Annotated in this window: 24 protein-coding genes and 2 pseudogenes; 13 read left to right on the forward strand and 13 right to left on the reverse strand. The window is 63.1% G+C overall.

Annotated features, from left to right (window positions below; genetic code table 11):
- Positions 1-253 precede the first annotated feature (253 nt).
- From ACEL92_RS18990 to ACEL92_RS19020, 7 genes are all read right to left on the reverse strand, one after another.
- Positions 254-778: a DUF421 domain-containing protein gene (locus tag ACEL92_RS18990; RefSeq protein ID WP_374026273.1), complete on the reverse strand. Its 525-nt coding sequence runs from the start codon at positions 776-778 to the stop codon at positions 254-256.
- 102 nt (positions 779-880) lie between these two features.
- A complete protein-coding gene (ctaD, locus tag ACEL92_RS18995) occupies positions 881-2,623 on the reverse strand; it encodes a cytochrome c oxidase subunit I (RefSeq protein WP_374022233.1) in 1,743 nt (580 codons plus the stop codon).
- A 13-nt stretch (positions 2,624-2,636) separates the two neighbouring features.
- The gene (tal, locus tag ACEL92_RS19000) at positions 2,637-3,755 is read right to left on the reverse strand and encodes a transaldolase (protein ID WP_374022234.1); all 1,119 of its coding nucleotides are present in this window, start codon (positions 3,753-3,755) and stop codon (positions 2,637-2,639) included.
- A 152-nt stretch (positions 3,756-3,907) separates the two neighbouring features.
- Positions 3,908-4,459 (reverse strand): peptide-methionine (S)-S-oxide reductase MsrA, encoded by a 552-nt coding sequence (gene msrA / locus ACEL92_RS19005; RefSeq protein ID WP_374022235.1) that lies wholly within the window; start codon positions 4,457-4,459, stop codon positions 3,908-3,910.
- Positions 4,456-4,944, reverse strand: a complete 489-nt coding sequence (msrB, locus tag ACEL92_RS19010) for a peptide-methionine (R)-S-oxide reductase MsrB (protein ID WP_374022236.1) — start codon at positions 4,942-4,944, stop codon at positions 4,456-4,458. The genes msrA and msrB (ACEL92_RS19010) overlap by 4 nt, the downstream gene beginning before the upstream one ends.
- A gap of 82 nt (positions 4,945-5,026) precedes the next feature.
- Positions 5,027-5,797, reverse strand: coding sequence for an SDR family NAD(P)-dependent oxidoreductase (locus ACEL92_RS19015; RefSeq protein WP_374026274.1), 771 nt, complete (start codon positions 5,795-5,797; stop codon positions 5,027-5,029).
- Positions 5,798-6,107: 310 nt separating this feature from the next.
- On the reverse strand, positions 6,108-6,623 hold the full coding sequence (locus ACEL92_RS19020; RefSeq protein ID WP_374026275.1) for a YkgB family protein: 516 nt from the start codon (positions 6,621-6,623) through the stop codon (positions 6,108-6,110).
- Between the two features lie 845 nt (positions 6,624-7,468).
- Between ACEL92_RS19020 and ACEL92_RS19025 the strand changes: the two genes are divergently transcribed.
- A complete protein-coding gene (locus ACEL92_RS19025; protein ID WP_374022237.1) occupies positions 7,469-7,912 on the forward strand; it encodes a hypothetical protein in 444 nt (147 codons plus the stop codon).
- 71 nt (positions 7,913-7,983) lie between these two features.
- On the opposite strand, the gene ACEL92_RS19030 is transcribed toward ACEL92_RS19025, so the two are convergent.
- Positions 7,984-10,254 (reverse strand): LuxR C-terminal-related transcriptional regulator, encoded by a 2,271-nt coding sequence (locus ACEL92_RS19030; protein WP_374022238.1) that lies wholly within the window; start codon positions 10,252-10,254, stop codon positions 7,984-7,986.
- A gap of 624 nt (positions 10,255-10,878) precedes the next feature.
- Between ACEL92_RS19030 and ACEL92_RS19035 the strand changes: the two genes are divergently transcribed.
- The 8 genes from ACEL92_RS19035 (at position 10,879) to ACEL92_RS19070 (ending at position 17,823) form a co-directional block, all read left to right on the forward strand.
- A complete protein-coding gene (locus tag ACEL92_RS19035) occupies positions 10,879-11,121 on the forward strand; it encodes a hypothetical protein (protein WP_374022239.1) in 243 nt (80 codons plus the stop codon).
- A 228-nt stretch (positions 11,122-11,349) separates the two neighbouring features.
- Positions 11,350-11,970 carry a sigma-70 family RNA polymerase sigma factor gene (locus ACEL92_RS19040; RefSeq protein ID WP_374022240.1) on the forward strand — a complete coding sequence of 207 codons (621 nt, stop codon included), beginning with the start codon at positions 11,350-11,352 and terminating at the stop codon, positions 11,968-11,970.
- A 93-nt stretch (positions 11,971-12,063) separates the two neighbouring features.
- Positions 12,064-12,648 carry a hypothetical protein gene (locus ACEL92_RS19045; protein WP_374022241.1) on the forward strand — a complete coding sequence of 195 codons (585 nt, stop codon included), beginning with the start codon at positions 12,064-12,066 and terminating at the stop codon, positions 12,646-12,648.
- Between the two features lie 51 nt (positions 12,649-12,699).
- On the forward strand, positions 12,700-12,939 hold the full coding sequence (locus ACEL92_RS19050) for a hypothetical protein (protein WP_374022242.1): 240 nt from the start codon (positions 12,700-12,702) through the stop codon (positions 12,937-12,939).
- A 41-nt stretch (positions 12,940-12,980) separates the two neighbouring features.
- The gene (locus tag ACEL92_RS19055; protein WP_374022243.1) at positions 12,981-14,006 is read left to right on the forward strand and encodes a DUF4331 family protein; all 1,026 of its coding nucleotides are present in this window, start codon (positions 12,981-12,983) and stop codon (positions 14,004-14,006) included.
- Between the two features lie 347 nt (positions 14,007-14,353).
- Entirely contained in the window at positions 14,354-15,748 is a 1,395-nt protein-coding gene (locus ACEL92_RS19060; RefSeq protein WP_374026276.1) for an NAD(P)/FAD-dependent oxidoreductase, read from the forward strand.
- Positions 15,749-15,813: 65 nt separating this feature from the next.
- Positions 15,814-16,812, forward strand: a complete 999-nt coding sequence (locus ACEL92_RS19065; RefSeq protein WP_374026277.1) for an NAD(P)/FAD-dependent oxidoreductase — start codon at positions 15,814-15,816, stop codon at positions 16,810-16,812.
- Between the two features lie 348 nt (positions 16,813-17,160).
- Positions 17,161-17,823 carry a TetR/AcrR family transcriptional regulator gene (locus tag ACEL92_RS19070; protein WP_374022244.1) on the forward strand — a complete coding sequence of 221 codons (663 nt, stop codon included), beginning with the start codon at positions 17,161-17,163 and terminating at the stop codon, positions 17,821-17,823.
- 208 nt (positions 17,824-18,031) lie between these two features.
- Here the strand turns inward: ACEL92_RS19070 and ACEL92_RS19075 are convergent, their stop codons facing one another.
- Positions 18,032-18,739, reverse strand: coding sequence for a TetR/AcrR family transcriptional regulator (locus tag ACEL92_RS19075; protein ID WP_374022245.1), 708 nt, complete (start codon positions 18,737-18,739; stop codon positions 18,032-18,034).
- Positions 18,740-19,032: 293 nt separating this feature from the next.
- Between ACEL92_RS19075 and msrB (ACEL92_RS19080) the strand changes: the two genes are divergently transcribed.
- Positions 19,033-19,533, forward strand: coding sequence for a peptide-methionine (R)-S-oxide reductase MsrB (gene msrB / locus ACEL92_RS19080; protein WP_374022246.1), 501 nt, complete (start codon positions 19,033-19,035; stop codon positions 19,531-19,533).
- Entirely contained in the window at positions 19,533-20,222 is a 690-nt protein-coding gene (locus ACEL92_RS19085; protein WP_374022247.1) for an antibiotic biosynthesis monooxygenase, read from the forward strand. Before msrB (ACEL92_RS19080) ends, ACEL92_RS19085 begins: the two co-directional genes overlap by 1 nt.
- Positions 20,223-20,258: 36 nt before the next feature.
- Here ACEL92_RS19085 and ACEL92_RS19090 read toward each other — a convergent pair.
- A pseudogene (locus tag ACEL92_RS19090) lies at positions 20,259-20,538 on the reverse strand (cytochrome ubiquinol oxidase subunit I); the annotation flags it as partial.
- A 336-nt stretch (positions 20,539-20,874) separates the two neighbouring features.
- Between ACEL92_RS19090 and ACEL92_RS19095 the strand changes: the two are divergent.
- Both ACEL92_RS19095 and ACEL92_RS19100 read left to right on the forward strand, forming a co-directional pair.
- A complete protein-coding gene (locus ACEL92_RS19095; protein WP_374022248.1) occupies positions 20,875-22,227 on the forward strand; it encodes a PPE domain-containing protein in 1,353 nt (450 codons plus the stop codon).
- 207 nt (positions 22,228-22,434) lie between these two features.
- Positions 22,435-22,843, forward strand: a pseudogene (locus tag ACEL92_RS19100) (four-helix bundle copper-binding protein).
- Positions 22,844-23,095: 252 nt separating this feature from the next.
- Here ACEL92_RS19100 and ACEL92_RS19105 read toward each other — a convergent pair.
- The 3 genes from ACEL92_RS19105 to ACEL92_RS19115 all read right to left on the reverse strand — a co-directional run bounded on the left by ACEL92_RS19105 (position 23,096) and on the right by ACEL92_RS19115 (position 25,757).
- The gene (locus ACEL92_RS19105) at positions 23,096-24,106 is read right to left on the reverse strand and encodes an LLM class flavin-dependent oxidoreductase (protein WP_374022249.1); all 1,011 of its coding nucleotides are present in this window, start codon (positions 24,104-24,106) and stop codon (positions 23,096-23,098) included.
- 469 nt (positions 24,107-24,575) lie between these two features.
- The gene (locus ACEL92_RS19110) at positions 24,576-25,265 is read right to left on the reverse strand and encodes a TetR/AcrR family transcriptional regulator (RefSeq protein ID WP_374022250.1); all 690 of its coding nucleotides are present in this window, start codon (positions 25,263-25,265) and stop codon (positions 24,576-24,578) included.
- 183 nt (positions 25,266-25,448) lie between these two features.
- A complete protein-coding gene (locus tag ACEL92_RS19115; RefSeq protein WP_374022251.1) occupies positions 25,449-25,757 on the reverse strand; it encodes a putative quinol monooxygenase in 309 nt (102 codons plus the stop codon).
- Positions 25,758-26,111: the final 354 nt, after the last annotated feature.

The raw sequence follows: 26,111 nt of genomic DNA on the forward strand, positions 1-26,111 counted from the left end.
TTGGATGCCCGTTTCGTCGCGGATAGGCCGTGCTCTGGCTGCGGCCACTCACCACGCGGAAGACTACCGGCGGCAAACCCCGTGTCGTTGTTTGTTGAGCGGACAGCCCTTCCCTCCCGGCTGCAACGGCGGACTCGGGTGATGCGCGTCGGGCCCCGGCCCGCATGCGAGAGGGAGCCTTCCTTCGTTGGGCGGTGACGTGTCCAACAGCGCTGGCTCGTTCACAGTTGATCGACAAATACCTGATACCTGGCTAGCGGCAGGAGCTTTCGCATTTGGCCGAGGGGGTGGGCGGCGGTTCGGCAGTCAGGACGGAGATGGCGCCTTTGGCTTCGAGAATTGCCAGTCGAACATGGTCGGTGTTGGTGTGCCCGTGCTCGCGTAGCACCGCGTCCAAATCTCGGACCGTGAGCCCGCAGCGGCGAAGGTTGTGCCGATTGATTACCCCGTCGTTGACCAGAACCATTAATGGCGGGTCGATGAACCGGCACAACGCGGGAAATAAGCGGAGTCGGGCTAGGAGTGCGTGGGTGAGGAGAAGGCATACTAGCGCAGTCGTCGCCTTCAACCATGATGTGTCAGAGGCAGTGGCCGCACGTCCGACGATGGCGCCGGCAGCTACGGCTGCAATCCAATCGAATGGCGCGCATTCGGCGAGGGTTCGTCGTTCGGTGAACCGAAATAGAATCGCTGCGGTCACAAACAGCGCAGACGTCTTGATCGCCGCGTCCGACAGGGTCGACAGATCACCGATCAGCGCATGATGGACTGCGTTCATGCCGTTGCTGATTGGTGGTGCGCCGATGCTCACGGCGTCGGCGTAATTTCCCATGTGGCCGGCAACGCCGGTCATGATTGATTCGAACTGGCCAGTCATTGCTCACCGCGTCCTGTCGTTCGGGTGCACGACCGCGAGTGCATCATGATGCGTCACGCGGCGGCGGACGTGTGCTTCTTCGCGCAGCCGGTCGATCATGTGGGGGTAGTGCAGTTCGAAAGCGGGCCGCTCGGAACGGATGCGTGGCAATTCGGTGAAGTTGTGCCGCGGCGGTGGACTGCTGGTGGCCCATTCCAGGGAGTTGCCATATCCCCAGGGGTCATCGACGGTGACGACCTCGCCATAGCGCCAGCTGCGGAACACATTCCAGACGAACGGCAGCATCGAAACCCCGAGGGTGAACGCCCCAATTGTGGAGACGACGTTGAGTGTGGTGAACCCATCTGTGGGCAGGTAGTCCGCATAGCGACGCGGCATGCCCATGTTGCCGAGCCAGTGCTGCACCAAGAACGTGGTGTGAAAACCGATCAGGGTCAACCAGAAATGAAGCTTGCCCAGCCGTTCGTCGAGGAGCCGCCCGGTCATCTTGGGAAACCAGAAGTACACCCCGGCGTAAGTGGCGAACACGATGGTGCCAAACAGCACATAGTGGAAATGCGCCACCACGAAATAGCTGTCGGTGACATGGAAGTCGATCGGGGGGCTGGCCAGCAGCACACCCGACAAACCGCCCAACAGGAATGTCACCAAAAAGCCCACCGCGAACAGCATTGGGGTTTCAAAGGTCAACTGGCCCTTCCACATGGTGCCGATCCAGTTCACGAATTTGATTCCGGTGGGGACCGCGATCAGGTAGGTCATGAAGGAAAAGAAGGGCAGCAGCACCGCCCCGGTGGCGTAGAGGTGATGGGCCCACACCGCGATCGACAGCGCCCCGATGCTGATGGTGGCATACACCATGGTCGTGTAGCCGAACATCGGCTTGCGGGAGAACACCGGGATGACTTCGGTGATGATGCCGAAGAACGGCAGTGCGATGATGTACACCTCGGGGTGGCCGAAAAACCAGAACAGGTGCTGCCACAACAGGACTCCCCCGTTGGCCGGATCAAACACGTGCGCGCCGAGGTGGCGGTCGGCGGCCAGCCCGAACAGCGCGGCTGTCAACAGCGGAAAGGCCACCAGCACCATGATGCTAGTGACCAGGATGTTCCAGGTGAAGATCGGCATCCGAAACATGGTCATCCCCGGCGCCCGCAGGCACACGACGGTGGTGATCATGTTGACCCCACCCAAGATGGTGCCCAGCCCGCCGACGATTAAGCCCAGGATCCAGAGATCCCCTCCAGGACCCGGGGAATGGATCGCGTCGGACAGCGGAGCGTAGGCGGTCCAACCGAAGTCCGCGGCGCCACCAGGGACGAGGAATCCTGCCAGGGCGATTAGTGCACCAAACATGAAGAGCCACAACGATAATGCGTTGAGCCGAGGGAACGCGACGTCGGGGGCGCCGATCTGCAGCGGCAGTACCAGGTTGGCGAACCCGAACACGATCGGGGTCGCATAAAATAGCAGCATCACGGTGCCGTGCATGGTGAACAGCTGGTTGTACTGCTCGTTGGACAAAAACTGCAGCCCGGGCGCGGCCAACTCGGCGCGCATCAACAACGCCATGAGCCCACCGACGAAAAAGAAGGTGAAGCAGGCGACGATGTACATGATCCCGATCAGCTTGTGATCGGTCGTGGTAAGCAGCCGGTAGATCAGGTTGCCCTTCGGGCCAACGCGCGCGGGGAATGCCCGGCGGGCCTGAGGCCCTTGCAGCGGGGGCGCAGAGGTGGACATCAGATCTGTCTCCTCAGTGCCGCTCGGTGCGGCTGTCCGATGGCCAGTGCCGGCGTGATTGCCGCCAGGATGCGGCGAACTTGGCGACGCCGTCGTTTTCGAGAGCGGCGAACGCGTCACGTACGTCGATCCCCACGTCGCGGAGGTGGTCGAACAGGGCCTGCGCCTGTCCTGCCGTGCCGGAGATGGTGTCCCCGGTAATGGCGCCATGGTCGGCGACCGCCTCGAGGGTCTTTTCTGGCATGGTGCTGACGGTGTTGGGGGCGATCAGTTCGGTGACGTACATGGTGTCGGGGTAGGCGGGGTTCTTGACGCCGGTGGAGGCCCACAGTGGGCGCTGCGCACGGGCGCCGGCGTTTCTGAGTGCGGCATACCGCCGCCCGGCTTCGAACGCCTGTTGGTAGGCCGAGTACGCCAGCCGCGCATTGGCGATGCCCGCCTGTGCGCGCAGCGCGAGCGCCTCACTGGTGCCGATCATCTCCAGGCGCTTGTCAACCTCAGTGTCGACGCGGGATACGAAAAGCGAGGCAACTGAGTGGATTTGGGATAGGTCCAGCCCCGCATGCTGAGCGGCTTCCAGGCCGGCCAGGTAGGCGTTCATCACGGCGCGGTGGCGTTGCGCCGAAAAGATCAGCGTGACGTTGACCGAGACACCTTTGGCCACGACAGCGGTGATGGCGGGCAGCCCTGCAGCGGTGGCCGGAATTTTGATGAGCACGTTGGGCCGGTCGACGATCTTGGCCAACTCGACGGCTTGGGTGGCTGTCTGATCGGTGTTGTGGGCCAGCCGCGGATCAACTTCGATGGACACTCGCCCGTCGACGCCGTCGGAGGCCGTCCACTGCGGGCGCAACACGTCACAGGCCGCCCGCACATCGTCGGTAATGACGGTGCGGATCGCGGTATCGATGTCGGTACCGCGCGCCGTCAGTTCGGCGATCTGGCCGTCGTACGCGCGCCCATCTGTGAGTGCGCGCTCGAAGGTGGATGGGTTAGTGGTCACCCCGACAACGCTTCTCGTGTCGATCAGGTGCTGCAGCGTGCCCGATTGAAGCAGGCTGCGGGACAAGTCGTCCAGCCAGACCGACACACCGGCTGCCGAGAGCGCGGCCAGGTTCTGATTCTGAGTCATCCGATCACCGTTCGCGGACTCTGCGCCCAGGTGAGCCGCAGCCCTTGGCGTGGAGAACCGCGTAGAGTGTGACCGGGAGATAGGCGGCAATCAGGACTTGCCAATCACAGGGCATCGTGTCTCGGTGCTGCTGTACTGCCAGGGCCGCGTCGCTATGTGGTCGGATTCGCATGTTCCGAGGTCGATTCGACGCTGGTGGCATTGCTGCGCGTGGGCAGCTTCCAGTCGGGGCGGATGTAGTGGCACGTGTATCCCGAGGGGTAACGCTCGAGATAGTTCTGGTGCTCGGGCTCGGCTTCCCAGAACTCGGTCGCCGGGCTGACCTCGGTGACGATCTCGCCGGGCCACAATTCGGACCCATTGATATCAGCGATGGTCGCCAAGGCGATGTGCTTTTGCTCGTCGTCGAGATAGAAGATTGCTGACCGGTAACTGGTCCCGACGTCATTGCCCTGACGGTTTTTGGTAGTCGGGTCGTGGATCTGGAAGAAGAACTCCAGCAGCGCCCGGTAGTCGGTCTCGCTGGGGTCGTAGGTGATTTCGAGTGCCTCGGCGTGGCCGGGGTGATTGCGGTACGTCGGATGTGCGTTATTGCCGCCGGTGTAGCCGACGCGGGTGGATACCACACCGGGCTGTGTGCGGAACAGGTCCTCCATGCCCCAAAAGCACCCACCGGCGAGAATGGCGATCTTGTGATCGGTCATGATTGCGGCTCCGCGAGACTTTGATCCTGTGCCGGAACGCGTTTCGTGAACAGACTCAAATACTGCCCATAACCCTGGGTTTCGAGGTCGTCGCGGTGGATGAACCGCAGCGATGCCGAGTTGATGCAGTAACGCAAACCGCCGGCTTCTGGTGGACCGTCGGTGAACACGTGGCCCAAGTGGCTGTCACCATGAGTCGACCGGACCTCGACGCGCTCCATGAAGTGGCTTCGGTCACGCTTCTCGACGACGTTGTCCGCGTCGACGGGCCGGGTGAAGCTGGGCCAGCCCGTTCCGCTGTCGAACTTATCCACCGACGCGAAAAGCGGCTCACCGGAAATAACGTCGACGTAGATGCCAGGTTCGTGGTTGTTCCAATACTCGCCGGTGAACGGAACTTCGGTCCCAGACTCCTGGGTGACGTGGTATTGCTCAGGGCTTAATGCGTCAACCGCGGCCGGGTTCTTGCGGAATTCATGAGACACGACTTCATCCTTTCGACTGTGCAGCCGTCAATTCCCTTGATCTGCTGGCAATGTCAGCGGAATCCCAGCAGCTCCGATCGTGCTAGTTGCGGCCCGCCATGATGCCGCCATCGACGTTGAGGATCGTGCCGGTGACCCAACTGGCCTGCTCAGAAAGCAGATAGACAACAGCGCCGGCGACGTCGGCGGGGGTGCCGACTCGCCCCAACGGGTGAAGTGGCGCGAAGGTGGCAAGCGTGGCGTCGATGTCGTCCTTGGGGATGAACCCTTCATACAGCGGGGTCTTGACGACGGCCGGCGCCACCGCGTTGACGCGAATCTTGTGTCCGGCCAGTTCGATAGCGAGGTTGTGGGTCAACGCATGCAGCCCGGCCTTCTGCATCGAGTAAGCAGACGACGGGGTCAGGCCGATGGCCTGGTGGGCCCACATGCTGCCGATGTTGACGATAGAGCCGCCCTCACCCTTGGCGATCATGCCCTGCACGACGGTCTGCGTCAGGAAGAACAGCGCATAGTTCAGGTCCATATAGGAGTCGTAGAACTCCGCGTCGTAGTCGAGAAATGGCTTAGGGATGAAGAACCCGGCCGCGTTGACAAGCAGGGTCGCATCGCTGTGCTGCTCGGACAGCGCGCGCTGCACGTCTGCGACACCAGCGCGATCAGTCAACTCGGCGGTGATACCCCACGCCCGACCATGCTGGCTTTCCAGCTCAGTGACGGTCTCGTCGACGCGATCTTTCGAGCGTCCGATGATCACCGCGCTGCCGCCGTGTTGGACGACATCGACCGCGACCTGGCGTCCCATGCCGGCACTGCCGCCGACAACAACAACCTTTTTCGCGTCAAAGTGCATATCCGGGTTCCCTTCCTGGTTCTTCTTGACGACTAGAAAGCTCGGCCACACCTCTTCTCGATCCAGTCGATAAGACACACAGCCTTGGCCGCGACATCCGGCACTGGGTCCACATACCTGCCGGGATCTGCTTGTTATGACACTGCAGCCAGGCAGGGTGAGCTGTCATCACCCCGAACCCCTATTCACCCGGGTGATTGGGCCATTCGGCGCGAAGCGTTGTTCGCGTTTGGTGCGCGCGGCAATCGATCACCCGGGCATCGCACGACGGTGACTTGCACGTCGGACGGGACGTCCTGACCGGGAAAGGTCAGGCGGCTTGTGCGAGCGGTGTCGGTTTGCGGGCCGCGTCGATCGCGTCGGCGAGCAGCCACAGTGCTAAGCCGAGGATCGCGATGTCCTTCATTAAGAACTCGCCGTTCGCCGACAAGACGGGAAAGCCGCCGGCCGATGCCTCGCCGATGCCGGGGGTGGTGACCATGAAACTGAGCGTGCCCACGAAAAACAGGCAGGCGAACACGCCGCCCAGGACGGACGCCTTCGGCCACCATGGTTTGACCCCCAGTAACGCTGCAGTAATGAGTTCGGCTGAGCCAAGCACTCGACCAAAGTCGCTGATGGACATGACGTGGTAGACCCAACCTAGGAACGGGCTGTTGGCGACCAGTGGTGAAACACCGTGCGACTCGTAGTAAGTGAACTTCATCGCGCCGAACCAGGCGAGAACTATGACCAGACCGTACCGCGCGACGAGAGCCGCAATGTCGGTCGCTCGATACCTTCCGTGCCGCGTTGTGAACACGGGTGCGGCCCCATCATTTGACATGCAGTCTCCGTTCCTGCGGATTTCGTTGCACCGCAAGGGCCGTCCCGAACGGTCACCGCCTCGGTTGGCGCCGCAATCGGTCCAGGCCGGGGGCGGTCGCATCTGAGATCAGCGACCACTATCGCGGCGCCGGGGGTGAGTTGTCCTCATCCGCGCGGGCAATTCACCCGGGTGAAAGAACAACGAGGGAAACGAATCTGCGGCGCAGCTCTCGACCAACACGACCGCAGAGCAAGGGGCGATCGGGGCAATCCGATCGTGACGAGCTGAACGACTGCCCGGCACCCTCGGTGGCGGAGCCCGGTCGTTGTGCCAGGGTTCGCCCACTTCGTCATTCACCCCGGTGATAGATCGACACGAGAAATATTTGGTGCAGTCTGGTGAATCGGGACGGTGGGAGTGGCCACCGGTCGACGCGGAGTTGTTCGACATTGAGTTGACCGATGGCGTTCTCTACCAATCACCGACCGATCAGATCGACACCTCACCCGGTCAGCGCGGGGGCACGTTAAAAGCCGTTGGCGATAGCCATCGCCGCCAATCGAGACCCCCGCCCGGTCGTGCGCTATCGCGCCGAGGGTGGCCCGGCACGCTAACCATGCCAGGTGATCGCGCTTGAATCTGTTTGCGCTCACCCGGGCGGACTCGTTCGGTGGGTGATGACCATTCACCCGCCGTCGGTGGATGCTCGATCAGCAGATGGCGAGCGCGGGGTTAGTGCCACCGGCGGGAGACCGGACCTGTCTTGGCCGCGGAATCAGCGAGCGGCTCAGGTCCGCATTAGAACGGGTGCACCTTCAACGAGGCGCGGCCTTGGCGACTCGTCTTAAAACAAGGAGGAAGGCATGAACGGGTACTTCGCTGGCGCTATTGGTGGCATTGTCGGCGGACTCGCCATTGCCGCGCTGAGCATGGCCTACGGCGCAACGAGCGGCCGGGGTTTGTGGACGCTGCCCAACACCATCGGCGGGATCATTCTGGGACCCAGACGCGAAAATGCGAGATCGTTTGGAGTCGCCACTTTGGTTGGTGTGGCCTTGCACATCGTTCTCTCGGCGGTATTTGGTGTTGCCATCGTCCTACTCGCCCAGAACTTCACGCACGCCTACCTCGCAACCGGTCTGGTGGCCGGCGTAGCGATCTGGCTCATCAACTATGTCGGTATCGGCGCGATTCACCCGGCCTCTCGTGAGGTCGCGAAGCTCAATCCTGTCCCGATCGCGCTCGGACTTCATATCCTGTTCGGGTTGATTACCAGCGTCGTCGCCGTCCTAATCCAACAACCATGAGATTTGTCGTCGCCGCGCAGGCCGATTCCGGCTGGCGCGACGGCTCCGCAAGGGACCCCGGAGCGACCGGGCTACAACAAGCCGAGTTCCCGTGCTCGCTTGACCGCTGCGCTACGTTCCTCTACCCCGAGTTTGCGGTACACCGCTCGCTGGTGTGTCTTTACCGTGTTGAGCGAGACATACAGCCGCTGGCCGATCTCACGTCGCGACAACCGGGTTGCTAGCAGGCGAAGGACGTCAAGCTCCTTGGCCGTGAGCTCCTCGCCGAGGTGCCCCGCGTGACCCAAAGCGACTGTGCCGCCGGCACTTTCAGCCCGCAGCGTCTGGGAGATGGCAGCATCCGCACGGAGGCGAAGCAGCGCGTCGGCCTCGTTTTGGCTCGCCTGCGCGGTCTGGTAATCGCCGAGGTGCTCGAGGACCGCGGCCCGAGTCGCTAGTGCCTTGGCCATCTCGAGGACTCCCCCACCCTGGCGCGCGGACGCCACGGCCATGTCGGCTGCGTCCAGCGCAGCACCGGCGTCGCCACGTAGGTCGAGGACGGTAGCCGTTGCAAGCGAGACCATTACGTCCACAAAGTGCTCGGCCTGCGTCAGGTCGCGGCGGCTGCCGGAAGCCCGGCGGATCTGATGTTCGGCGTCAGCGAGCTTACCTTGTTCTGCCAAGATCAGCGCCAGGTAGCCCAGCGCGTAGATGCGGGCGCGCCGATCACCGGCCTGCTCGGCCAGCTGTACAGCGCGCCGAAAGGTGGCTTGTGCCTCGTCGGGGCTGCCCGAAAAGTACAACGCAGAGCCATAAACGCAGTAGGCCCCCGACTGGCCCAGCGGCGCGCCGTCGAGGTCGAGGGTGATCGCTCGGCGACCCGCCTCCAGTGCCGCAGCGATGTCGCCGGTCTTGAACGAGTGAAACGCGCGCAAGACGACGACTTGAGCCCCGATGCTGCCAGCGTCTGCGCTAGCGGTTTCGGATGCGGTCTCGACGGTCTGGATCCAGCCGGCGGCGTCATCGAGGTGGCCCAGGGTCAGGGCGATCCAGGCGCGGGCCACGCCCAGCCGCGGATCATGTGAAACCGTCTCGTAGGCAAGGAGATCGAGCCAGCGAGACACTGTTGACAGGCCGCCTCCGCTGAATTCGACGACCCAGTCCGCGGCGATGAGATCCGCACTTGCCGTGATGTCACCGCCGGCAACCAGGTGGTGCAGCGCCTCATCAACCAGGCCTTCGGCCTCGCACCAAGCAGCGGCTCGTCGATGTAGATCCTGCACGAGATCGGGCTCGCTTCGCTGCAGCTCGGTGCGCAGTAACTCTGCGAACAGCTGGTGATAGCGATACCAGCGACGTGTCAGATCCAGGGGCACCAAAAACAGGTTCTCGCGTTCCATCTCCTCCAAGACGGCGGCCGATCCGGTGGCTTGCAGCACCGCGTCGCACAGCGCACCGCTGAGCCTGCCCAGGATCGAGGTGCGCAGCATGAAGCTGCGCAGGTGCGGCGGTTGACTGTCGAGTACCTCGGCCATCAAATAGTCGACGATATGGCGGTTGTCCCCGGCGAATGTCTTGATGAACGCGGCGGCATCAGTACGCCCGGCAAGCGAGAGGGCGGCCAAATACAGGCCGGCGGCCCACCCCTCGGTGCGTTGGCACAGAAGTTGGATTTCCGCGTCGGCCAAATCCAGTCCGAGGACGTCGTTGAGCAGCTGATCGACCTCAGTGGCGTGGAAACGCAAATCATCAGTGCGCAGCTCGAGAAGGTCGCCGCTGGCCCTCAGCCGCGCTAAGGGCAACATCGGGTCCGAGCGGGTGGTCACCACCAGGTGAAAATTCGTCGGCATCCGGTCAATGACGAATGTCAGCTGCTCATGAACCGCTCGGCTGACCACCAGGTGGTAGTCATCGAGAATGAGCACCACCTGTTTGTCGATCGTGACGAGTTCATTCAACAAGCTTGGAAGAGCGACCAGCAGCGGGTCTGCGCCCATCTGCAGCAGTTCCAGCGCACGATTCCCGACCCCAGGACTAACCTTCTGAAGTGCGGCGATCACATACATCCAAAACCACACCGGGTCGTTGTCGGAAGAATCAAGTGACAGCCAGCCGAACCCCTGGTCCTCATCTGCACCCAAGACCCACTGCGCAACCAATGCCGTCTTGCCCCAACCCGCGGGCGCGCTCAGCACCGTGAGTTTGCCGCGTCCCGCCGAAAGCGCATCCAACAGGCCGGTCCGGTGAACGAGCTGGCCCCGCACGGCCGGAACGTGCAGCTTCGTCGCCAGCAGAACAGCCCGCTCACCGGCTTCACCGACCTCAGGGGCGGCACTCTCGCCACGTTCATCTGAGTTGATCACATCCCGACTCCGCGCATCCGTTGAATTGAGCTGCCGGGCGGCAACACGCGGCGCTCGCATTTGAGCATCCGTCGCTGCGCCCTAGCGGGCTCGTTCTGCGAAGCGTCGCGATAACTCTACCCATTCAGATGCGTTCTCAGGGATCACCGGAGCCTACGGTGTCCATCCCGTTTGAGCTGGCCGGTGACGGTCCCGCCTACACCGCCCGGTGAGTCTTTCGCTGGCCGCGCTCGCGATAGACCCCCCTCACCTAGTCGCCGTCGGCATGCCGGACGATACAGCCGCGCTAAGCCCACGCTTTCGCGCTCCCTCGCGACGACCCCGGTGCCTACGTGCTGGTCGCAGGAGACCGACGGCTACCTCCCAGAGGAGACTGGATCAAGAAGCGCTGACCGGCTGGCGCGCCTTTCCGTCGGCCCGGCAGCCACCCTCATCGACGGCGACCGAAGCCCGCCAATCGATCCCGGATAGGAAAGATCTTGCAATGGAATGGCGGCCAACCCCGATGCGATTTGACCACGCCTGCATCCGTTTGCGCTCACCCGGGTGAACTAGGTCGCCGGGTGATGACCACTCACCCGGCGTCGGTGAATGCTGGTTCGACGGATGGCGAGCGGAGGGCCGGTGGAACAGACGATGTACCGGATTTGCGTTCGAGGCCACCTGAGCGAGCGGCTCGGGTCGGCACTGGAGGGGATGCGGCTAGAGGCCGGTGCGGCCGAATCCGCTTTCACCGGCGAAATCCATGACCAGTCACAACTGTACGGGCTCCTCGACCGAGTCCGTGATCTGGGCCTTGAACTCATCAGCGTGCAACCGCAGACGGTGGCTGACTCGCTGAGCGGGAGCACGGAAAAGATGCGATGAGCGCGCACCGACAAGCTGCAGGCGCGGTCGCAGCGATCCACGCTTCCACCAATCTCAGCGACCTCCCACGCTGCGCTTGGCTTAGGCGCTTTGCCTCGCCAGCCGCGGTAGGCCGCCGGCCCGGGACCCGTGATCCGCAGAGACCCCACGCGGCGAGATTTGTTCAGACTCGTGCGCGCCGCCAACGAGGTCACCCCATAACGATGATCATGACAACGGGGGTTTGTTGTGGCGCGCGTATCTGCTGAACATTCCTGCCCCACAGGTGATACGGCCGCGACCGTATTTGAACGCGATCTGATAGCGCTGCTGGAGCCCCTTCACCGGCAGGCGCTTCGCATGACCTTCCATCCCGCGGATGCGGAGGATCTGCTGCAACAGACGGTGCTCAACGCGTATGCCGGTGCGCGCACCTTTCAGCCAGAGACCAACCTCAAGGCGTGGCTACACCGGATCATGACCAACACCTACATCAACAGCTACCGGAAGAAAAAGCGGCAACCCGTGCAGTATCCGACCCCTGAAATCACCGACCGACAACTCGTGACCGGTGCCGCATACCGGCCGCTCCACCTGCGCTCGGCCGAAGAGGAGGCATTGGAATCACTACCGAACCCCGACATCACGGCGGCAATGCAGCTGCTGCCCGAACAGTTTCGCATCGCCGTGTACTTGGCCGACGTCGCCGGCTTCTCCTACAAAGAGATCGCGGCGATGACGGGCACAGAGCAGGGAACGGTGAGTTCACGGCTCAACCGCGGGCGACGACAGCTGCGCGCTTTGTTGACCGATTCGCCCAACCAGCGACGACGCCAAGAACATTCGCTTCACCCAGGAGGGGAGGAATAGCCGAAGACCGTGTCACGCCAACGTCGCCGCGTGCAGCGCCGGATCCATGCGTCCAATCGTCGGTAACCGACGTAAGAGGGAGAGGAAAATCAGATGCCGTTTATCCGCGTCAACTGCCCCAAGGGAGCGCTGACCGCTGAGCAAAAGGCCATGCTTGCTCCTCGGTTGGTACACGCCCTGATCCGCCAGGAGATCGACCCCGTCACCGAAATCGGCACGGCGGCAACCGGCTTCTTCTTCAACGAGCTCGACATCGAAAACTGCTATCCCGGCGGGGTTCCGTTATCAGAGCATCCCGACAGGGTGTTTTGGACCGTGGAGGCATTCGTGGCGGCATCCTATTTCACCCAGCGGCGCCGCGACGAAATGCAGCAGGACATCGCCGCAGCCTTCGTGGACATACTCGGTGATGACGGCACGGTGCTCGAGCGTGAAGACATCCGAATAGCGCCGGCGTACCTCATGCGGCTGCATGTGATCGTTGTTGAAATCCCCGAAGGCAGTTGGGGTGCCGGCGGTCAAACCATCGATACCGAGAAAATCAGCAAGCTCATCGGGGCGACCCAGGGGCCCGCCCGCTTGGCCGAGGCCCTCGAACTCGGCGAGAAGATGAAGAAAGCTCGGCTGGACGTTACGGCCGGGCGCAGCGGCGCGGACTGGCGGATACCGTGCCGGTGAGGTGCGTTGTGCGTCGGCCGGCAGAACCTAAGCCATCAAGGGGTAACAAGAATGGCACCTAATGCGACCGTTGAGCCCAACGGCAAGATGCAGCCGCGGGCACCTCGCAAAGTATTCCTGAGGCTGCCGGCGCAGGAACATCTGGCGTTCTACGCGGTTCTCGGCGTGATGGCTGCGGTGGGGATCATGGAGTGGCCCATTGTGATGACTGTTGCAGTCGGTCATACGCTGGTAACTGCGCAGCACAATAAAACTCTTCGATCACTTGGCGAGGCCCTGGAAGAAGCCTAGCTGCAACGAACTAGCGCGACGACCAGTTGGGAGGTTTGCCTGTGTCGCACCACTTCGACATCCCAAGCGGCCGTCACGACCCCCGGTTGAACCTGTGTGACTTCTATCTGTTCGCAGGCGGCGCCGCGGGGACATCGGCGATGGTGATGACTGTCAACCCTGCCGCAAACGCGCACACCGCGGCACCGTTTCGTCACGAGGCAATCTACGCGTTCCGTTTCGACACCGACGGCGACCAAGGCGAAGACGTGTCGTTCAAGGTGCACTTCGGCGACGTTGTCCACACTCCATCGCGCAGCACGGATCTCGGTCACGCGCAGACATTCGAAGTCCGTCGTGCCGATCACGCCTGCGACGGCCTGGACGGAGACGTTGTGGCCCGCGGGCAGACCAATGCGGTCGTCTGCGGAGAGGATGGCGTACGCGCCTTCGCCGGGATCGTCCACGACCCCTTCGCCGGTGATGCGAGCGCCCTAGAGGCGTTCAAGGCTGCGTTCGCCCAGGGCAGCTACAAGCCCGAGGCGTTCGGCAATCGGGTTAACTTTTTTGCCGACCGCACCATCGCCGCGATTGTCCTTGAAGTGCCAAATCACTTGATTAGCAACACCACTCGCGTGTGTGCGTGGACCACGGTGTCACTATACGGGCACGCTCCAGAGCAGCAGGTAGCCCGCTGGGGGCTCCCCCTGCTTACCCACATCTATCTCGGCGGCGATGCCCTGCGCGAGCGCTTCAACCGGAGCCGGCCATCCGACGACAATTCCGTGTTCTTCTCCAGCATTGTGTCGACCGTGAGTAAATATGCCGCAGCGGCGGGCACAGCCCATGACCCTCAGGCATACGGCCGTCGCGTCGCGAGGTTGTTCGGATCGCTCACGTTGCCCTACGAACTCGGCACGGTCGCCTCCTTCGACTACGCCGGGTTCAACGGCCGATCGCTGTGCGACAACGTGATGGACAACATGCTCTCACTGCTGACCAACTCGCCACTGGGCACGGGCATAGGCCCCAACCCCGCCGCAGTCAGCGACAGATTTCCCTACCTGCTACCAGCCACGGGGCGCTGACGCACCAACTCGCCGTGTCCACAACCCATCATCGCAACTCCAGGTCTCATCCTGTAACTGCGTGGGCGCGCTTGGGGGCAGCCGGTCTTCAGATCACCCGGGTGAGGATGGGGCGCGGGTGATGACCGCTCACCCGTTCCTACGGCAGGCTGGCTTGCAGGAAGTGATGCCGGGCCAACTGCTTAGCGGCGCGGCATCGGCGGGTCAGGACTCGTCGCAGACGCATAACCGGCCGAGCGAGGCCCGTATCACCCACGACCGAGGGAGATCTCGTGCGCTCGACCCGCACCGCGGATGGCGCGGCGGACCCTCCGCAGCCGGAGCAAATCACCTCGGCACGGTCGGTTTTGATCGTTGGAAGCGGGTTCGCCGGGTTCGAATGCGCCCGCCGCCTCAGCCGGTTGCTGCACCACCACCGCTCTGCAGACACCGTGACGTTGATTTCGCCGATCGACTACCTGCTCTACACCCCTCTACTGCCCGAGGTTGCCGGCGGCGCCATCGATCCACGCTTCGCCGCTGTGCCCTTGATCGACATGCTGCCGCGGGTACGCATCGTTCGGGCCTACGTCGATTCCGTCGACATCCCCGCGCACACGCTGCAATGTCGCGACCAGGAGAACACCTCCTACCAACTGTCATGGGACCGGCTTGTGCTGACCCCGGGATCGATCAGCCGCCTGTTCGATATTCCCGGCTTGGCCGAACACGGCCGCGGCCTCAAATCGACTGCGCAGGCCCTATATCTGCGCGACCACATTCTTGAGCAGTTCGAGCTGGCTCGTATCGACACCGACAAGCAGCGCGCAGCGGCGCGCAAGACGATCGTCGTCGTCGGGGCGTCGTATTCGGGAACCGAACTCATCGCTCAGTTGTGCGCGATGAGTGCGGTAGCCGTTCACAACTTCGGGTTCACCACGGGTGATGTCCGACTGATACTCGTCGAACGCTCTGGGCGGATGATGCCCGAACTCGGCGCCGAACTCGCGGCCCGCGCCGAGCGGGTGCTGCGGCGCCGCGGTGTCCAGATCCGTGTCGGCGTCACCCTTTCTGAGGTCGCATCCGACCACGTTGTCCTCAGCGATGGAACCCGAATCGATACCTACACCGTCGCGTGGGTCACCGGGGTCGTCGCCAGCCCCCTGATCGCCGCTCTCGGGTTGCCCACAGAAAAGGGGCGCCTCAAGGTCGGGCCTGATCTCCAAATACCAGGCGCCGAAGGCGTTTTCGCCGGCGGTGACGCCGCCGCTGTGCCTGACGCGACCAACCCGGGCACCATCACCCCACCTACCGCGCAGCACGCCAACCGGCAGGGAAAGACCCTGGCCCGCAACGTAGCCGCCAGCCTCGGCTACGGCAGCCCTCGCCCGTACCGCCACCGCGATCTGGGAACGGTTGTCGACCTCGGCCCGGGTTTCGCGGTGGCCAATCCGCTCGGCATCCAACTCTCTGGCCTCGCCGCCAAGTTCATCACCCGCCTCTATCACCTCTACGCGATCCCCCGCAACGCCAACCGGTGGGCCGTGGCCTTGGGATACCTCACCAACACACTGTTCACGCTGCCGCTCGTTTCGATCGGACTGGGCCAATCGTCGCTGGCACGATTTTCAGCCAGCGAGGAGTTCGTTGCCACGCCGCAGGTAGGGAACATGCGCGACGAACAGATGTACGCAGATGATCGCAGATACCAAGAAGCGGCTGCCGAGGCTACCGCGTTGCCTGCCAACCGCAGCCCGACGTAGCGCGTCCGGTAAAAGACCACATGAATCACGAACATTACCAACGCGACGACATCGCCAACCCGACTATGGAACTGAACCTTTCGACACAGGATGGCTCGACGACTGTTCGTGAACTCATTATTGTGGGTTCCGGGCCGGCCGGATACGCCGCCGCCATCTATGCCGCACGCGCACAGTTAGCGCCACTCGTTTTCGAAGGGGCCACCGCAGGCGGGGCGCTCACCACGACCACCGAGGTGGATAACTATCCCGGGTTCCCCAGCGGCATCCCAGGACCTGAGCTGACGCACCGATTCCGAACACAGGCACAGCGATTCGGCGCCGACCTACGAAACGGCGACGTCCACGCGGTATCGCTGCACGGACCAGCCAAGTCAGTCACCATCGGCTCCGCGGCCCACCATGCACGCGCGATCATCCTGGCGATGGGCGCCGCACCCCGGCGACTCGGGGTGCCCGGCGAGGACGCGCTGCACGGACACGGCCTAAGCATCTCCGCGAAACTCGACGGCCCCAACTTCTGCGACCAGCACGTCGCCGTCATCGGCGGCGGTGAGGCCGCGATCGAGGAGGCGATCTTTCTGACTCGATTCGCCCGCAGCGTCACAGTCATACACCAGCACAAGCACTTTCGGGCAACCCGCACCATCCTCGAGCACGCCCGAGCGCACAACGTCACCACGATGACAGACCAACAAGTGCTCTGCGTGCTCGGCACAGACCACGTCACCGGAATCTCGCTGCGCCACAACACCACCTCCGAGCACCGCACCCTTGAAGTGACAGGCGTATTCGTCGCGGTCGGACAAGAACCACGCTCCACGCTCGTCGCCGGGTTGATCGACCTCGACACGCGCGGACACATACGAGTCGACGCACGCAGCACACACACCTCCGCCGACGGCGTCTTCGCCGCAGGCGATCTCATCGATGCGCGATACCGCCAAGCGATCACCGCCGCGGCCAGCGGCTGCATCGCCGCCATCGATGCCCAACGCTGGCTCACCAAAACGGACGCTACAACGAGCCGACAACCCCGCACCACCGTCCAGAAGAACCCATGACCGGCGCGACCTCAGCCCATTCCTCCGTCACTGTCACCGATGCCTGGTTCGACGCCCAGGAGTCAGCGTACCGCCAAGTGGGGTATATGTCCCACTATCCATAGCTTGGCTGACCACTTGGATCGCGGCTCGACCGGCTTTGTCGGCACCCATCCCGGTTCCAGGGCTCCCGGTGAGTCCGCAGACCAAGCTCCGGCCCAGTGCGCCAACGCCGCCCGCTCGGCGCAAGACGTGAGCGAGGGCGTATGCGGACACTCCGCGCAGGGTGGGGGGCGTGTTGAGGCGTTCAGGCGATACCATAGGAAGTGACAGTGACGTGAACCCTCTCCCTCCCAACCGGACTTTCACATGCAGACTGATGACACCGTTGTGGCCTCGACCCCCCAGGGTCGCGCCACGCGTGCTCGTATCGTAGGGGCAGCCGCCGATCTGTTTTATCGCCAGGGTTTGGGCAACACCACCATCGGTGACGTCCGATCAGCGGCGACCGTCAGCGGCTCGCAGCTGACCCATTACTTCGATGATAAACGGGCGTTGGTGCGCAACGTGATCGCATGGCGCCGCGATGAGGTCGTTGCTTTTCACACCGAAGGGCCGCTGCTGCGGCTGGACACTTTTCAGGCTCTGCAGGATTGGGCCGATCTCAATGTCGCCAAGCAACTCGAGATCGACTGCATCGGGGGTTGCACGTTCGGATCGCTGGCCGCTGAGGTGTCCCCCTCGGATGAGGAGATCTGGGGCGACATCAGCGCCGCCTACGACGAGTGGATTGCGCTGTTTCGCAGTGCGCTGGCCGCGATGCGCCGTCGCGGCGAGCTAAGCGCCGACGCCGATCCGCGTCATCTGGCGCGGGTGCTGGTGGCCGCCCACCAGGGCGGGTCGCTGCTGACTCAGACCACCCGATCCATCAAGCCGCTGCGTGATGCCCTCGACGCCGCTGTGCAGCACGTGTTCTCCTATGCCACCCAGCCGGTGTCAACGACCCGTCGCCGCGCCCATCCGCGCCGCTGATTGGCCGGGCGACGCCAGTTCGTGTGAGCGTGGTCAATCAGCACGATATTGGCGCGATAACGCCGGTGGGCTGGTGGCCGATCACTCTGCCATCGATTTGTGCGGCCGCAAACTAATCAGCGGCGTTGTCAAGGACGGTGATGGACGCACCGTGGACGGTGCGTTCGGTAGCAGAATCCGACACCAACTTCCGCTTTCCTAGTGATGTCTAGCCCGATCGGCTGGGACGGGCGGGCTGCTTGATCGCTGTCCTGACACGGTTATGCCGAGGGTGGCGGCGCACGTCAGGATGTGCGGCGAATCGGCGTAAATGGCTCATCGCGAAATCCAAGGCTTCGCGGTCAGGCCAGGACGCGCCGTAGGCGGTGGAGAGGATGGAGCCACCCTCGTGGGCGCTGATCATCGTGTGGGCCAACGCCGTCGGGTCGGCAGAGTCGATAAGCACGCCGGCTTTCTTCATCCGCGCCAGCCCTCGCCGCAGCAGCGCGACCCACTGGTCATAACCTTCGGCGAGCAGTTCGCGAACCTCCTCGCTGTACTTGCTCAGTTGGCCGGCCAGCGCCCCGTAGGTTGGCATCTCGTGATGGCGGGCCTTGCGTCGGCTGAACTTCAGCGTCAATTCGACCCATCGCTCGAAGTCCTCGAAGGTGTCCAGATCGCCGAGGGCGGGCTGGCGATGAAAGTCCAGCACTATCTCGGTTTGACGCTGCACCACCGCACGTACCAGTGCGTCCTTGTCGGCGAAGTAGTGGGTGAGCTGCGACCCGCTCACTGATGCAGCGTGGCGCACGTTGTCTAGTCGCAAACCCTCCGAGCCCTGGGTTAGTAACAGTTCGGCCGCCGCACCGAGGATCCGGTCACGGGTGGCGCGGCCGCGCTCGGTGATTGGCGTCGCCGCGTCGGCATTCGGGGGCACACTATGCAGCTTAACCTGACTCGCCCGACTGGGTCGGTCGCCCCACCGACGTGTTCACGAACGAGGCCCTCGTCGGCAGGCGGGGTGAGTCACGGCCTGCAAGTCACGGCGATTCCGCACCGCATGTCGTTGTCTATTGGCACGTGCGCAAAAACGCTCACTGTGGGACACTTAACCCAGTAAGATCGAGAACGTGCCTAGCGGGGTCCAACTCCGAGCTGCGTTACGTTGGCGTGTTTGTCGTCGTTCGGCCGCATCTGCAGGTCGGCCCGGTTTCACAGTTAGGACTCGACATGGCCGATTACCACAAGAATCCCGCCGCGGTGAGCGCCCTGAGCCCCGAGCAGTATCGGGTCACCCAGGAAGACGGCACAGAGCAGCCGTTCACCGGGCAGTACTGGGACAATCACGAGCCGGGAATCTATGTTGATGTGGTCTCCGGCGAGCCGCTGTTTGCCTCGGTAGACAAGTTCGACAGCGGCAGCGGCTGGCCCAGTTTTACCAAGCCCCTGGACTCCGATCACGTTATTGAGCGACCCGACCGTAGTCATCACATGGTGCGCACCGAGGTCCGCTCCACCCACGCCGACAGTCACCTCGGTCATGTCTTTCCCGATGGCCCGGCCGAGCAGGGGGGCCTGCGCTACTGCATCAACTCGGCGGCGTTGCGGTTCATCGCTCTCGAGGATCTCGACTCCGAGGGCTATGGCCAATACCGAGTCCTGTTCGCCGATGACGCCGAAGACAGTGCGTCATCGTTGGTTCAATCCCCGCGCCAGGAAGGCCGCCACTGATGTTCTCCGTGCTGTTCGAGGTTCACCCCCGCGGCGAACAAGGCGACGCCTATCTGGGCTACGCGAAAATGTTGCGGCCGGAGTTGGAGGGCATCGACGGTTTCGTCGACAACATCCGCTACCGCAGCCTGACCCGGCCCGGATGGATTCTGTCGCTGTCGAACTGGCGCGACGAGAAAGCGCTGGTGCGGTGGCGCACTCGCGCCCGCCATCATGAGGTTCAGGTCAAAGGCCGCGAGGAGGTGTTGTCTGACTACCATCTGCGGGTCGGCCAGATCACCAGCGATACCCACGTTCCGGCGGGCTACCGGCTCGAGGAGCAGCGCCTCGATCTCACCGAAACCGGTGAGGGATCTATGGTCACTCTGACCAATCCCCTTGCACCATATGAGGAAATGGCGATCGAGGAATCCCACGCACTGGAAATTGCTGCAGCACTGGGACTGCGGACCGACGCGGATGGGCTGATGTCCTGGGACGTGTTTGACGCCGTGCTGGAACCGGGGAACCCGATTTTGCTGCGATCGTGGCGCGACGCTGCGGCGGCGCCGCAGCAGATCGACGACTCCGCGATACGCGCACGCCACGTCAGGATCATCCGCGACTACGGCATGTTTGACCGACGCGAAACCCCCCAGTACTACCCCGAGATCGTTCCACAGAACGCCGCGACGTCCGGGTCGGGGTGAGCCCCGGCCGGGGCATATCGGGAATGAAGGTCGGTGTCAGGCGATGTCACCGTCGGCCGGTTCATGGGCCCGCCCGACGTGCGCTTCGGCCCGCATGCGATCCACCATGTGCGGCTAGTGTAATTCGAATGCCGGCCGCTCCGAACGGATCCGGGGCAGCTCGGTGAAGTTGTGCCCGCGGTGGGCAGTGGTCGCCCACTCCCAACGAGTTACCGGCGCACGGGTCGTCAACTGTGACGACTTCGCCGTAACGCCAGCTCTCGAAGACGTTCGAAACGAACGGAATCATCGAGACCCCCAGGGTGAAAGCGGCGTTATGACTCATCTCATCTCCTTCGTATCTGATTGCCGAACACCATCTCGGAGCCTTCCTCACGTCGTCACACAGCCAGTGGGATAGATACCCCACTATTGGTGAGGCTCTCAGGTGACGGGGCGAGGCCGCGTGACTTATCATAGTGGGATATCTGACCCATGCTTACTGCAGCGCGTAACTCGAGGCAAGAGGCGCCAGTCCGCGCGTGTCGTCGCTTCTCGCACTGACTAGCTCGGTGCCCGCCGACGTGCCGCGGAGTAAGCCGGGTCAGCGCGCCTGCCTACGTCCGCCGCGCTGAGCGGTTTTTTTGGGCTCAACCGAACAAGGAGTTGCGCAATGGATTTCGCCGCATTGCCACCGGAGGTCAATTCGGGTCGGATGTATTCTGGACCCGGTTCGGGACCGTTGCTGGCCGCCGCCGCCGCCTGGGATGGCCAGGCCGCGGAATTACACTCAGCGGCAACCGCTTATCAATCGGTGCTCGCGAATCTGACTAGCGGTCCGTGGCTGGGGCCGGCTTCGGATTCGATGGCTGTGGTCGCAACAGCCTATATCGATTGGCTTACCGCCACCGCCGAACAGGCCCTGCAAACAGCAACTCAGGCGAGAGCGGCGGCTAGCGCCTACGCAGCGGCGTTCGCTATGACGGTTCCGCCGCCGGCGGTTGCTGACAACCGCACCCTGTTGGTCGCCCTGGTCACCACCAACCTTCTCGGCCAAAACACCGCAGCGATCGCCGCGACCGAAGCTCAGTACGCTGAGATGTGGGCCCAAGACGCCACCGCCATGTACAGCTACGCAAGCACCTCGGCTAGTGCGGCCAGCCTGGCTCCGTTCGCGTCGCCGGCCGCTCACGCTCCAGCGGGTGGGCTCGCCAGCCAGGCTGGCCGCCTTTCGTCGGCCGCCACTGCGGCCCCCGCGACCGCCCACACCCTCCTGGCTGAACTGACCTCGGCGATTCCTACTGTGCTGCAGCGATTGGCATCACCTCTTCCATCGGCGACGATGAGCCCTGCGTCGGTGTCGGGACTGTCCGGAATCTTGTCAGCTCTCGGCCTCAATACCCCGCTTAGCTTCCTTAACCCGATCAATACCGGCCTTACTGTTACCAGCCTCAGCGGTGGATATGCCGCCTGGGGCTCCGCCACAAACGCCAACGCTCAGATCCTCGAAACTCAGAACATGATCGGCAACAGCGAGAATCGCATCACGAACCAACTCGACCAGCTGTTCGCCCCGCCGCCTTCGAGCCGGTCAGGCCGCGCCGGCCCCGAACCGGCAACCGTATCGGCGAGTTCGGGCCGGGCGCCCTTGGTGGGCGCACTTGCGGTGCCGCAGGCCTGGGCGGCAAACGCCCCTCAGATGCGTTCCGTCGCGATGACTTTGCCGCTTACCGCTGCAAGCGGCACCGACGCGAACCCCGCTACCTCGGCAAGCCTGTTGGCCGAGACTGCACTGACGAATACGGCCCTCAACGGCTGGCAGACGGGCGGAACCCGTGGCTCCGGTCGTCTACCAGCGCCCTCGCGGGAACACGTCGATCGGGGTTCGACCCCTCCCCCGATCATGCCGGGTGGTTCCTGGATCGGGGTGGCCGCCGAGCTGACCAAGCTCGCCGAACTCCGCGAGTCGGGAATCTTGACCAACGAAGAATTCGCCCGACAGAAACGACGCCTCCTGGGGGACTGAACCCGAGAAATGTTCCTCGGCTCCGACTTCCCTGCCGTCAGCCTGGCCGATACCGTTCCATCTTGGATCGCCGGTTGACGATGCGTCGTTGTGCACGATCTCATTCGCTACCCACTCGTGACGCACCTACGCTCAACTGGGTTGACTGTCCCATATGCTTGTGTGACGATAAGCCATCGTCGGCTTCAGCAGATTGGAGATGGCGCGATGAGCACCGTAAGCGACATGCTGGAGACCTATCCACGGGAACTAGGTCGTATCGACAGAGCCAATCTGGTCGAATGTATCGAAGCCTGCATAGAATGTGCTCAAGCCTGTACGGCTTGCGCGGACGCATGCCTGAGCGAAGAACAGGTTGGGCACCTCGTAAAAATGCATCCGTACCAATCTCGACTGCGACGACACATGCGTGGCGACCGGACGCATACTGTCGCGTCACACCGAATACGACGTACACATCACCCGCGCTGTGTTGAACGCATGCATGATCACCTGCAAAGCGTGCGGCGACGAGTGCGATCTTCATGCGGCACACCATGAACACTGCCGAGTCTGCGCCGCCGTGTGTCGCCGTTGTGAAAAAGCGTGCCACCAGCTTCTCGACTCATTAGGCTGAAGAACATTCGCGCATACCGACGAATTCGATTGCACCGCAGCCGGTATCGCGCTCCTATCCTAACGCCACGGTACTGGTGGTCGCGGCGAGCAGCATTCCACCCGGGGATGCAAACGTCCCGGCGCACGAGTCGCAGGAAGCGGCGTCGTGCGTAACTGTGGGCGACGAGCAATAGCACGTTTGGTGCTGGGATACGCGGCCCGCGTCGTCAGCTAGTCAGCGCGGGGCCGACAAATCCCTTGCAGGCGCGGGCTAGGTTCCTCGCACGGCGTTGGCGAAGGCCTCCAACTCTCGACGCATGTCGGGACCGGTGCCTTGGAATTGGACTTCACTGACCCCGTGGTCGCCGAGTGCACGCACCCGCTTGCCCATTTCCGCGGCTGGCAGTGACCATGTCGCGTGCGAAAGGGTGTGCGCGGCAGCGATGTCCCAGGCGGCCTCATCGGCCTCGTTGCCTTCCAGCACATGACCTGTCTGAACGGCGAGATGCCGCAGATGTGCTGGGTGCTTTTCGATAACGTCGAGCCATTCTTTCCCGCCGGGCAGCTCAAGGACGGCGTCGCGGCTCTTCATCTTGTAGGTCATGTGGTACATCAACGCCCACAGCGGCAGGGTGGCCTTTTTGACCCGCTCATCGGCGGCCGACTCCCCTGGGTCTAGCACAGTGCCCATGACGACCAGCATGGAGCGTGGGTAATCGGTGAGATGTTCACTGGGCTGATCAAATCCGATGATACCGTCAGCGCCGAGCGCGGTGGCGGCCTGGCTGCCGCGGGGGCCGAGTGCGGCGATGAGTAGCGGGACCTGCAGTGGCAGTACTTTTTTGAGGTCTGTGGGCAGGAGTAGCTGAATGTGCTGACCGTCCCATTTGGTGGCTTCGCCGCGCAGCAGCGCGGTGTAGGTGTTGATGTAGCGCTCCATGTAGGCCCATGGGACGGCGGGCTGTCCGATGGCGGCCTGGGTACCGAATCCGGTGCCGAATCCCACGACGACACGACCGCGGGCCAACTCGTGCAGCGAGATGGTGTTAGCGGCGTTCACAAGAGGGTGGCGCATACTCGGGATGAGCACTCCGGGCCCGATCGTGATGCGCGACGTTGTCTCTGCCGCGCGATGCAGCTGCACCCAGACGTCGTCACCCTGGAACGGGGTGTCGAATAGGTAGGCAGCGTCGTAGCCCAGTTCTTCGGCCCACCGAATGTAGGTCGGCGACTTGCTGGTTGGGGGGAATCCCGCCGATAGGCGCAGTGAAGTATCAGCCATGGTGCTCCCTGGGTGTAATTGGTGTGATGGACGTGCAGCAGCTGGCCCAGTGATCGGGTGGGCGATCTCGTGGCCCATGCGCGGTCGTCCTCCCGGTGATAACGCAGCAGCGTCGCTGCTCGCGGACACTCCATCGCGTCGAAGTCCGACTGGGTTGATTGTCCCACATAGCGCCAAGTGTGCAATGGGCAGATTTATTCCGCTGATGTTCCGACGATGTGGATGACTCGGTGGGGCCCTGAGAACTGTCGCGTCGTATCGTCGGTAACATTTCCGGCGTCCGGGCAGGTACACAGTTGACAGAGGTTGTGAGGCAAACGATTCGCGACTCGACAACGGAACTCGGGGACCGCGGCCAGGTGTCCCGTTGGATGCCCGAGTGGGTATATCGGCTCCCCGCCTCGACCTACTGAGGTGAAGACAGCCTCGTGCAGTGCAGCAGATCTGGCGAGCGTTCTCGGCTCTGCCCTCACCGGCGGCGGCGAGCCGACGGGTCATATTCTGCCAGTAAGTGACTGCGGCGTTGGGTTGGGTCGGTGGCGAACATGTGAAGGTAGCTCAGCCCGAACGCCAGCGCCTCACGCACCGGCCACGACCGGCCGAGCGCGAGGGTGAGGGCATCGGCACCCTGGTGCGAGCCGATCAGCACCGACGCCAGCTGCCCGGTGTCGGTCTCGGCCACCAGATATTTACGCTTGACCATGCGTTCGAGACCGTCCCTCAGCACCGCCTGCCACTGCCGATAGCCATCAGCCAGAAGCCGGCGTGCCTGTTCGTCGGTGGCGATTTCACACACCAGCACACCGTAATGCGGGACCGCCCCGCGACGGCTCCTGCTTCGCCCGAACCGCAACGTCAGCTCCGCCCAGCGGTCGAAGTCCTCGAACGTCTCTAGGCCCCGCAACGCGGATTGACGATGAAACTGCAGGATTACCTCGGTCTGGTGTGCGATGACCGCCCGGATCAACGCATCGCGGCACGGAAAATAGTGCGTCATCTGGGAACCACTCACCAAGGCTGCCTTGCGGATGCTTTCAATACTGAGCCGAGAAAACCCGCCCACCAACGCTAATTCGGCCGCGCGGGTGATGATTCGATCACGCGTCATCCGTCCCTTGTAGGTCAGTGCGTCTGGGCCGTGGTCGACCATCTCCACCACATTACCCACCTGACCCAGGTAATTGGGGTAAATGCCCCAACGCCTACCTCTTGCGTACGTTAGGCGTCGCGGCAACCTCGCACAGGAGCGCCGACATGGCACAGATTGCCTCGCGACGACGGCTTCGGATCTAATCGCCCAGAGCTCGTCGCGACCATCCGACCTCTACGTCAAGTTGCCGGGTTACGCCGATCCCGCGTCGTCGACCACGTCATACTGTTCAATGGTGCGATGTTCTAACAACGGCAGGATCTTGCCCAGCATGATGTCTTTGAAATGGGGTGTCTCGCGGTGGTCAGCGAACGCCTGACGGGAGGTATAACGCTCTAACAGAACGTAGTTCCTGCGGTCACCGAGTGCAGGGTAGGCGTCGAACGCCAGGTTGCCTGGTTCGGACCGAGCCCCGGCAATGAGATCGGGCAACAACGCATAGACCCGGTCTTCATTGCCCGACGCGATGGTATGCCGCGCAATCACCTGTAGCTCGCTCACGGAAAAACCCTCACTTCACATCGAGATAGACGGTCGCGGCTTCGTCGCACCACGGGCCGTGGCCTGTAAACTTTCGCGTACCTCTTAGACTTCAGCGCGAGCATAGCAGTCCTGCTGGGTCACGTCACCCAGTTGTCTTCACGCCATCACGGTATCGGGGGGCCGCAGGGTGTGCTCGGCCTACTGAGCGCCTCCCCATGCGGTGATCAGCCAGACGGCCCGAGCGGCTGAACTAATCGGCCGGCTCGGCGCACAACCACTCACAGCGTGATGGGGTGAATATCCCAATGCGCGCTGTGTTGACTTACAGTGAGAGGGCGCTGTCCTATCGTCCGCATCCAGTCATGCGGCGCC

This window comes from Mycobacterium hainanense (assembly GCF_041890355.1).
GTDB lineage: Bacteria > Actinomycetota > Actinomycetes > Mycobacteriales > Mycobacteriaceae > Mycobacterium > Mycobacterium hainanense.